Annotated in this window: 12 protein-coding genes; 6 read left to right on the top strand and 6 right to left on the bottom strand. The window is 57.3% G+C overall.

Annotation, left to right across the window (positions count from 1 at the left end; genetic code table 11):
• The 4 genes from ACOSYY_RS16400 to ACOSYY_RS16385 form a co-directional block, all read left to right on the top strand.
• Nucleotides 1-240 (top strand): nitronate monooxygenase (locus ACOSYY_RS16400; RefSeq protein WP_421663796.1); only part of this gene is annotated, 240 nt, incomplete at its 5' end.
• A gap of 180 nt (nt 241-420) precedes the next feature.
• Nucleotides 421-831: a DbpA RNA binding domain-containing protein gene (locus ACOSYY_RS16395; protein WP_421663795.1), complete on the top strand. Its 411-nt coding sequence runs from the start codon at nt 421-423 to the stop codon at nt 829-831.
• A gap of 34 nt (nt 832-865) precedes the next feature.
• Nucleotides 866-2,860, top strand: a complete 1,995-nt coding sequence (locus ACOSYY_RS16390; RefSeq protein WP_421663794.1) for an OPT family oligopeptide transporter — start codon at nt 866-868, stop codon at nt 2,858-2,860.
• A gap of 140 nt (nt 2,861-3,000) precedes the next feature.
• A complete protein-coding gene (locus ACOSYY_RS16385; protein WP_421663793.1) occupies nt 3,001-3,306 on the top strand; it encodes a YkvA family protein in 306 nt (101 codons plus the stop codon).
• Between the two features lie 5 nt (nt 3,307-3,311).
• Here the strand turns inward: ACOSYY_RS16385 and ACOSYY_RS16380 are convergent, their stop codons facing one another.
• The 6 genes from ACOSYY_RS16380 to hrpB form a co-directional block, all read right to left on the bottom strand.
• Entirely contained in the window at nt 3,312-3,563 is a 252-nt protein-coding gene (locus ACOSYY_RS16380; protein WP_421663792.1) for a hypothetical protein, read from the bottom strand.
• Nucleotides 3,564-3,595: 32 nt separating this feature from the next.
• Complete coding sequence (locus tag ACOSYY_RS16375; protein ID WP_421663791.1) at nt 3,596-3,778, bottom strand: DUF6496 domain-containing protein; 183 nt, start codon at nt 3,776-3,778, stop codon at nt 3,596-3,598.
• A 50-nt stretch (nt 3,779-3,828) separates the two neighbouring features.
• Nucleotides 3,829-4,137 (bottom strand): hypothetical protein, encoded by a 309-nt coding sequence (locus ACOSYY_RS16370; RefSeq protein WP_421663790.1) that lies wholly within the window; start codon nt 4,135-4,137, stop codon nt 3,829-3,831.
• Between the two features lie 190 nt (nt 4,138-4,327).
• On the bottom strand, nt 4,328-4,693 hold the full coding sequence (locus ACOSYY_RS16365; protein WP_421663789.1) for a hypothetical protein: 366 nt from the start codon (nt 4,691-4,693) through the stop codon (nt 4,328-4,330).
• 149 nt (nt 4,694-4,842) lie between these two features.
• The gene (locus ACOSYY_RS16360; protein WP_421663788.1) at nt 4,843-5,106 is read right to left on the bottom strand and encodes a hypothetical protein; all 264 of its coding nucleotides are present in this window, start codon (nt 5,104-5,106) and stop codon (nt 4,843-4,845) included.
• Between the two features lie 76 nt (nt 5,107-5,182).
• Nucleotides 5,183-7,711, bottom strand: coding sequence for an ATP-dependent helicase HrpB (gene hrpB, locus ACOSYY_RS16355; protein WP_421663787.1), 2,529 nt, complete (start codon nt 7,709-7,711; stop codon nt 5,183-5,185).
• Nucleotides 7,712-7,767: 56 nt separating this feature from the next.
• On the opposite strand from hrpB, the gene ACOSYY_RS16350 reads away from it, so the two are divergent.
• A complete protein-coding gene (locus ACOSYY_RS16350; protein WP_421663785.1) occupies nt 7,768-7,998 on the top strand; it encodes a hypothetical protein in 231 nt (76 codons plus the stop codon).
• Between the two features lie 111 nt (nt 7,999-8,109).
• On the top strand, nt 8,110-9,111 hold a 1,002-nt coding region (locus ACOSYY_RS16345; protein ID WP_421663783.1), incomplete at its 3' end, for a glucose-6-phosphate dehydrogenase (NADP(+)).

The following is a 9,111-nucleotide window of genomic DNA, read 5'->3' as shown; positions in this document are numbered from 1 at the left end:
GAGCATCGGGGAGAAACAGGCGGGTTAAGCGGTAGCCCGCTCAGGCTTCGCAGTGAAGCGGTGTTGAGTCAGGTTGTGAAACAGATCGATGGGCGCATCCCGATCGTCAGCGTGGGAGGCATCATGAACCCCGAAGATGCAAAGAAAAGACTCGCCCTGGGAGCGAGTCTGGTGCAGGTCTACACGGGGATGATCTATGCGGGTCCGGGGTTGGTGCAGCAGATCGTGAAGAGTTTGTAAAAAGTGGAGTCCACAGTCTATAGACTGTGGACTCCAAAATTTATTTTACAGGTCGCAGTGCTGGCTTCGGAGATTCCTTGCGGCTGCCTTCGAAGAATTCCTCCGGTAGTTCAGTAAGAGGCCTATAGTTCCCCGGCGTGGTGAGCGAACCGGATGGGATGTAATAAAGTTTGATTGCTCGTGCGCGCACAAGGTGGCGAGCGTCAGGAACAGGACATTCCTGTCATATCCGCCGGGCAACCGGAATTTGGGCGGCCTATTCGGGATGCGCGGCATTCGGGTGGTCGGGTTCACCGAGCGGCCGGAGCAGACCGTCCGCCGACTGGACGGCCGCAACAGGGCGGGCGAACGGTCGAGATGGCGCGCGTGTATATAGGGGCGGGGCGTGAGGCAGGCCTCAGACCCGGCGATTTGGTGGGGGCGATTGCCAATGAGGCAAAAGTCAACTCCAATATCATCGGTGCCATCGAAATCGAACAGCGGTTTTCCATCGTTGATGTGCCCGCATCCATGGCCTCGGGCATTATCGACGTACTCGGACGCGCTCGCATCAAGGGCCGAAGAGTGCCCGTCCGATTGTTTCGTGAATAGCATGGATCACGGCCGATTATCATGACCCGCTATCATGAAAAAATCCCAGCCCCTCATCCCTGCCACGGTCACGCTTCCTGAGATTACCGTCAAAGCGGTCGTGTTGTCGGTCGTTCTGGCGGCGGTCTTGGCATCGGCCAATGCGTACCTAGGCTTGTTCGCCGGCATGACGGTGTCTGCGTCTATTCCCGCGGCGGTCGCTTCCATGGCGATTCTGCGGCTGTTTCGCGACTCGAATATTCTCGAAAACAACCTCGTTCAAACCGCGGCTTCATCGGGCGAAGCGCTGGCGGCCGGCGTCATCTTCACGATTCCCGCACTCCTGCTGGTCGGGTATTGGTCTGAATTTGACTATTGGCAGACCGTTCTCATCGCTGCGGTCGGTGGCATACTGGGCGTGCTCTTTACAATTCCGCTGCGGCGGGCATTGATCGTGACGGCGCGCTTGCGGTTTCCCGAAGGGGTAGCCACGGCGGAAGTCCTCAAGATCGGCGCGGTTGAACCGAAGGCGGCCGGCTCACGGGAATCCGCACGAAATTCACGGTCGCTCTTCTCAGCCGCTCTGCTGGGTGGCCTGGTGAAGTTCGGTGAGAGCGGCCTGCGCCTGTGGTCGGAATCGCTGGAAGGGGCCGCTCAGATTGGGCGTACCGTATTCTACGCAGGACTCAATCTTTCTCCGGCGCTTCTGGCCGTCGGCTTTATCATCGGCCTACAGACAGCCGCGGTCGTCTGGCTCGGAGGAAGCATCGGATGGGTGATCCTGATGCCCGCTTATGGGCTCGTCCATGGGCTCCCCCCTGATCGGACAGGCCTCGCGGCGGCGATATCGATCTGGAGCGGGCAGATTCGATATGTCGGCATCGGCGCCATGCTGACCGGCGGGCTGTGGACACTCACGAAATTGCGTGAGCCGGTCTGGAAGAGCCTCCAGATGCTTCGGGCACGTGCCGAGACATCTGAAAATACGTCGGACCTCCCACGGACGGAACAGGACGCTCCATTCCTGTGGATCGTCGTGCCATTTGGCCTGTCGCTTCTGCCGATGGCCTGGATCTATTCGACGGTTGTGAACAGTCTCCCTCTCGGACTGCTGATGACGATCGTCATGGCACTTGCCGCTTTCCTTTTCTCGTCGGTTGCCGCTTATATGGCCGGAATGGTCGGAAGTTCCAGCAACCCTGTCTCAGGCGTGACGATTGCCACCATTATGATCGCCGCTCTGCTGCTCGTGCTCTTCATGGGGGCCGGACATCCGGCGGGACCGGCTGCCGCATTGGTCATCGGAGCCGTCGTCTGCTGCGCCGCCGCAATGGGCGGAGACAATCTCCAAGACCTCAAGACAGGTCATCTGGTCGGGGCGACGCCATGGAAACAACAAGTCATGCAGGTGGTCGGAGTACTGACCGGCGCCCTGGTCCTCGTGCCGGTTTTGTCTCTCCTCCAAGCCAAGTACGGAATCGGCGAACCGACGGGTAGTCATCCACATCCGCTTAGCGCGCCGCAGGCCACATTAATGGCCAACTTGACCAGAAGTGTATTCGGGACCGGATTACCCTGGCCTCTCGTGGGACTGGGTGCAGTGATCGGGGTTCTGATCATTCTGGCGGATCGGCGGCAAGAACTCCGTGGTCGTGCTATGAGGTTCCCCGTATTTGCCGTGGCGCTCGGGATCTACCTGCCGCTGAAACTTTCGGCGACCATTTTTCTGGGTGGCGCGATTGCGGCTTGGGCAACCAAGCGAACGAGTGAAGGGCATGAGCCGCCGCAACGCGGATTGCTGTTTGCCGCGGGACTGATCACCGGTGAAGCCTTGATGGGTATCATGCTTGCGGTGCCGATCGCGCTCGCCGCCCTGTGGCCTGGCATGAACGCCGACCCATTTACGATGTTTGCCGTCCCGCCGTATGGCGGATGGCCTGGTCTTGCCATGATGACCGTGGTGGGATTCGCACTCTATCGGATCGGGGCGGGCCACGGACGGACCACCCCGACATTCTCGATTGTCTCGGCGCCGCAGGATAAATCATGAGCGAGGCACCGTTCGATCGTGTGCCCTGAAAGAATGATTTCACTAGAGGCCGACTATGGCTTCCTAAACTCGCCGTCCCTTGCTATTCTAGACGGCGCTGTCGGTTCGTGAATACAAGACCAGCCATCACGGAGGTGAGCATGAAGATATCGACGAGGTTCTGGGAGTTATTGCGTATGATCGGTCGTCTTTGGGCGGATCTTCCTCTTTTGTTTCGACTGGTGAAGGCGTGGACAGCCGGCAATTATCGAGGCCTGTCCATGCGGACGCTCGTCCTGCTCATCGCCGCGCTGATCTACGTACTGAGCCCCGTCGATTTCATCCCGGACTTTATTCCCGGTATCGGCTTGATCGACGATGCGGCAGTGCTGGCTTTCTTGTTGCACAGCATGGCACAGGATTTAGCGGCATTTCGGGCGTGGGAGCAAGGTCGCGCCAAGGCGTGACGACCTCACACGATCCCGAATCCGACGACCAGTCGGATGAACCCGAAGATCGCGGCGATCCCACAGCTGATCAACCCTGCCATGCCTTTGCCTATACCGGATTCGGCGGGTGCCGTACCGAGAGCAATGGCCGAGACGATGGCGCCGATCACGGCAAAGGGGATGAGCACCCAGTTGAAGGCTCCATAAAACGGCACAAAACCGATCAGCATGCCGAACAAAGAAAATAGACCCCATATGAGACTGACGCTTTGCATCGTCTAATGTGAGCGAGAACCATGAGCCGTTATTATGCCGCTTTCTTCTTGGGAACCTTGGCACCTTTGCGCCTTGCTTGGGAAAGACCGATTGCGATGGCTTGCTTGCGGCTCTTCACGGGCTTCTTACTCTTTTCGCTTTTGAGGGTTCCCTTCTTCCGCTTGTGCATCGCACGTTCGACCGACTTGTGAGCACGTTTGCCGTACCGCGCCATACTGTCCTCCTGATCAATCGGCTCATTCGAACATAGACCGGTCGACCGCCTCAGTTCACGCGCTCCAAGGTTGTCGTATGACCTTGATCCGTGACATAGGCCTTCACCATGTCGCCCGGCAGCACTTTCTCCAGTTTCGTGCTCTTGTCGACATGTACTTTCTGCTCTTTACCGTCGTCATCCTTGATGTAGTAGTACTCGCCGTCTGTCCTCATCAAGGTGCCCTTGATCGTATCCTTCGTCAGACGCTCTTTAAGAGTCGGTGAAACCTCTTTTTGACTTGGATTTTCCGCTTGAGTCGCGGTACCGAGGCCCAAGAGTCCGACCGTCAGCGCGGTCGATAACAGAATCTTTTTCATGGCCGGTTCCCCTTATGTTGATTGATGCGGAATGTCCGTCACGACGATCACTATCTTCTCGAAGAACCGCTCGATTGTAGACTAGGAAAGAGCCTGGCCGACCCGACCGGCATCAGTTCGGCCTGACCTCGAACCCGAGATGCGATGCAATGGAGTGCGTTGAGAGGAAGAAGCGGCGACCCGCGGAACTCTATCCTACCAAGTCGGCGTTGAACTGATTGAGCGGCCGAATGGTGAGCGCATTCACTTCGTTGTAGACGGTGAGACGGCCGCCTTGTCGACGCCGGGTGAACGTACCTTCGACGATGATTTGATCCCCGTTCTGGACGGGGATTCGGCTGGTCACTTTGAGCATGCCGACGCCGTCGGCCAGAAAAAATTTGAATGTCGGTTCGGCTTTCTGATCGTTGACCAGCTGAACATCCTTCACCAGGCCGATGACCACCACGGTTTTATGGTCATACACTTCGGGATGAGCCATCAGATCGGCCATCTCAAGCAAGTCTGCGCCGGCACGAGGTACGAACAGAAGGCTAAAGAGGACAACCAGCGGCACCCAAAGTCCGTGCCGCATATGAACTAGGGTTTTGCTTGCCATGACCGGCGTATTATAACGAAGATCACGGCAAGTACAAGATGGGCAATCACCTACACAAAGGTCTCTTGGTTCTGTTACCGGGTGACGGAGCGATAGCCACCACGAATTCAGCGGGATGTACCGCGCCTGATCGATGTATCGGAAAGATCCGCTTCGTCATCCGGATCCTGCAGAGTCCCAGTCTCCTCCGTGTTCAAGGTTGGTGCGAGTTGCATGGAAACCGACGGAGATTGTTGATCCTCGCCTCCACGGCCATTGTCCGAGCCTCCGGCGAATACACTCACGCTCACAAGCAATGCGAGCGCAACGACAATTCCCTGTATGTCTATTTCATGCGCAAGCTTTTTCTCCAACCAATGGCGTAACGGCATATGCTCCGTATGCTTTGAGTGAATAGGATTGCGCATTATGTACTCTTCCGCGCAAAACAAGCCACACGGTAGACCCCTAGCTTCGGTTTCTTTGCTTTGCCCTAGCCGTTGGCGCGGCACCGATCGGATCTTCAGGCCAATGGTGCTTGGGATATCGGCCGCGCAGTTCTTTTCGGACATCTTGATAGGCCCTCTTCCAAAAGCCGCCAAGATCTTGGGTTACCTGCACGGGCCGTTTGGCAGGAGACAGGAGATGCAGGATCAAAGGAATCTTGCCATTCGCGACGCGCGGAGTGTCCTTGCAACCAAACATTTCTTGCAATCGTACCGCCAACACCGGGGACTCGGATTGCTCGTAATCAATGGGAAGGCGGGAGCCGCTCGGGACGGTGATGTGAGTCGGAGCCAGACGATCAAGACGACGCAGTTGTTCGTGTGTCAGTAAGGCATGGAATGGCGCTGTCAGATCCAGCCGTTTCACCCGATCGAGAGTGGTGATGCCGATCAAGTATGGACCAAGCCACTGATCCACCGTCTGAAGCAATGTCTCATCCGAAAGATCAGGCCATTCTGATGGTGAGCCATCAATGCGTCTCAGCCACATCACCCGAGCACGCCACTGTTGGAGCACACGACTGAACGATAGTCCCTCCAGCCCGGATTTATGAATGCCTTGTAAAAGTGCGGCTTTGACCTCGTGTACATCAGGCGAAGAAGCGGCCTCCTCTAAAAGAATCATCGCTCCCAGTCGTTGCCGGCGTACGGCTCGAACCGCGCTGAGGGCGCCGTCCCAGGTCACTTCTTTTTCTTCAATCAACCGGTCCTGGAAAAGCGATTCAATATCTTGTTGAGCGATCGGAGCAGCGAGATTGATCACGGACCACTGATCGCCTCCATCCAAGTCGGCGATCGCGAGGAAGGGTTCCATGGCCAAGGGATCGGCTGTCTTAAACCGAGCGCCTCGGCCATTCACAAGGCGGTAACGCGCTTCACGATCGGACTGCCGCCGGGCAATTCGATCAGGATAGGCAAGCGCGACTAACCGCCCGACTGAGCTCGAACAATCATATCCGGTGTCAGCCGCCTCACGAGATTGTTCACTGATGAGCCGTTTCCGCCATAGTCGAGCCGTTCGCCTCACCCGGTCGACCGCGGCTGGATTCACCTCCGGACCGATGGAATCGTACCGCCCCCGCAGGACGTCCAGCCTGACCCGCACATCAGCGTTCTGCCGTTCACGATCTCCATGGAGAATGTCTCGCTCACTCAACAACGCCGCCACCTCGCAAGCGAGATCGGCAAGGCCCAATGGCACGGCCCGAAGCATCATGTGAGCGAGGCGGGGATGCAGTGGAAGTTCCACCATTCGCCGGGCATGATCAGTCGGCCGACCATCGGCCGAGAACGCTCCCAGTTGAATCAATAAATCTCTGGCCCGAGCGACTGCGCCGGCCGGCGGAGGCGTAAGCCACGACAGTTCCGCCGGATCATGCACGCCCCACTGGGCAAGATCGAGCATGAGAGGAGCGAGGTCCGCCTCGAGAATTTCCGGTGGACGACGGGGAGCAAGCATCGCGTGTTCTTTTTCGGTCCACAGCCGGTAACATATGCCTGACTCCAGTCGCCCGGCCCTTCCGCGGCGTTGTTCCGCGGAATCTTTTGTGACACGAATCGTATCCAATCGAGTCAAGCCGGAACGGGGGTCGTACCGTGGAATACGTACACGACCTGCGTCGATGACCACGCGGATACCCTCGATCGTCAGGCTGGTCTCGGCAATGGAGGTGGCAAGCACGACCTTTCTTACCCCAGGAGCCGGCGGCCGAATCGCTGCATCCTGCATGTCCTGGGGAAGATCGCCGTGCAGCGGCGCGACCTGTACGGAATCGTCTACGGTGGAGTCCAGCAATATTCGCTCGACCCGACGGATTTCCGCCATCCCCGGAAGGAAGACCAACAGACTCCCGTGATCTCTCAGGAGTGATTGCCGGATGAGCCGCGAGACCGCTACATCGATCCGTTCGGTGAGCGGCTGATCAAGGTACCGAGTCTCGACAGGAAACATCCGGCCTTCACATGTGATCAGGCGAGCTTCACCCAACACTTCGGCGACCGGACCGCAGTCCAGAGTGGCCGACATGGTTACGAGGCGAAGGTCGGGGCGAAAGAGGCGTTGAGTTTCGAGGCACAGGGCAAGTCCCATGTCCGCTTGCAAGCTTCGCTCATGGAACTCGTCGAACAACACGATGCCATAGGCCTCCAGCGACGGATCTTGTTGGAGCAATCTGGTCAGAACCCCTTCGGTGACCACCTCGATTGCAGTCGTCGGTCCGATTTTCGTTTCGAGACGCATCCGATAGCCGACGGTTTCTCCGACAGACTCTTGTAATCCTTCCGCCATGCGACGAGCGGCCGCTCGCGCGGCGAGCCGCCGGGGTTCGAGCAACAAGAGTTTTTTCCCCGACAACCATGGCGCGTTCAGAAGCGCCACCGGAACGCGGGTTGTTTTGCCGGCTCCCGGAGGGGCGGTCAGCAATGCATTCGGACCGGCCTCCAATGCTCGGAGAACTAACGGCAGGACATCTTCTATTGGAAGTGCGGACATGACGTGATAGGGTCACAAATGAAGATGTACTCTACCAGAACACGAAGACGGGGAGTATGACGAACCGTTCAGGACATGAGGAAGAACCGATGCCGACCTATCGTTGGAGCCACGACAAACCGACAAGGCCGGGGTGGTACTGGTTTCGCGGGCTGGCCCACGAAGCGGACCCCTTCATCGTGCTTGTCGATCAAGCCGGAGAGTTCCAATGGCCGGACGGCGGCTTTCAAGAGGTATCGCTCGCGAACGGCGAATGGGCCGGTCCGATCGAGGAACCGAAAGAGTAGATCGGTGCCGTTCTCGAAGGAGGATAGAGGATTTAGGGGTTTCGTTCATTGACAAGCGGAAGAATGAGTCATAGCTTCAACGTATTCTAAGAATCATCACGGCGAAGGACGATGAAAGAGCACACGGTCGAGCCACATCTGTTCATTATCTTGGGGGCGACGGGTGATTTGACGCGACGGAAACTGCTGCCCGCATTGTTTCACTTGCGCGCCTACGGTGAGGTGGAGAAGCAGAATACGCTTATCGTGGGAGCCGCCTTGCCTGAAATGAGCGCGGATGCTTTCCGCTTGTGGGCCTATGAGGGGCTGCGCAATTCGGGCGCTCGTAACGCTCCTGATCTCAGGCAATGGTGTGAAGACCATCTGTACTATCAGACTCTGCGGGAAGGTAAATTGACGGATTATCAAACCCTCGCCGCGTGTATCGCTCGTCTTGAAGTTGCCAGAAACCTGCCGCAAAACAGGATTTTCTATCTGGCGCTCCCCCCGACGATTGTGCCTGAAACCTTGGAATTACTCGATCAAGCCGGTTTGCTGAAAGGCCACGGATGGGTACGCGTCGTCTTTGAAAAACCTTTCGGTCACGATTTTCATTCCGCCCGCGCGCTCAATACCCTTTTACACCGATTTCTAAACGAATCGCAGATTTATCGTATCGACCACTATCTCGGTAAAGAGACCGTGCAGAATCTGTTGGCCTTTCGCTTCGCGAAACCTATTTTTGAGTTACTGTGGAATCGCAATATGGTGCAGAGCGTGGAAATTACCGTCGCCGAAGACCTCTGTGTCGAACACCGTGGGGCGTATTATCAAGAAGCCGGCGCCTTGCGTGACATGGTGCAGAACCATTTGACGCAATTGCTGACCGTCGTCGGCATGGAAGTGCCGACTTCCTTCGAAGCGTCCCAGATCCAGGCTGAAAAGCTGAAGGTACTCCGTTCTATTTCACCGATTGACCCCCAAGACACGGTCTTCGGCCAATATACGGCATGGGATGTCGCCGGCCAGAGAATTGCCGGCTACCTGGAGGAACCGGGCGTATCTCCCGGCTCGACCACCGAGACGTATGTGGCGCTGAAGGTGGACGTTCACAGTTGGCGCTGGGGGGGAGTG

The organism is Nitrospira sp. BLG_2 (assembly GCF_049222245.1).
Note: the sequence above shows the minus strand (reverse complement) of the source record. Positions and strands in the feature narration are given on the sequence as shown.

Bases quoted from the DNA above. Each gene is read 5' to 3' on its own strand.
- ACOSYY_RS16375 (WP_421663791.1), bottom strand. From the start codon at position 3,778: ATGGCGCGGTACGGCAAACGTGCTCACAAGTCGGTCGAACGTGCGATG.
- ACOSYY_RS16390 (WP_421663794.1), top strand. From the start codon at position 866: ATGAAAAAATCCCAGCCCCTCATCCCTGCCACGGTCACGCTTCCTGAG.
- ACOSYY_RS16385 (WP_421663793.1), top strand. From the start codon at position 3,001: ATGAAGATATCGACGAGGTTCTGGGAGTTATTGCGTATGATCGGTCGT.
- ACOSYY_RS16350 (WP_421663785.1), top strand. From the start codon at position 7,768: ATGACGAACCGTTCAGGACATGAGGAAGAACCGATGCCGACCTATCGT.
- ACOSYY_RS16360 (WP_421663788.1), bottom strand. From the start codon at position 5,106: ATGCCGTTACGCCATTGGTTGGAGAAAAAGCTTGCGCATGAAATAGAC.
- ACOSYY_RS16380 (WP_421663792.1), bottom strand. From the start codon at position 3,563: ATGCAAAGCGTCAGTCTCATATGGGGTCTATTTTCTTTGTTCGGCATG.
- hrpB (WP_421663787.1), bottom strand. From the start codon at position 7,711: ATGTCCGCACTTCCAATAGAAGATGTCCTGCCGTTAGTTCTCCGAGCA.
- ACOSYY_RS16370 (WP_421663790.1), bottom strand. From the start codon at position 4,137: ATGAAAAAGATTCTGTTATCGACCGCGCTGACGGTCGGACTCTTGGGC.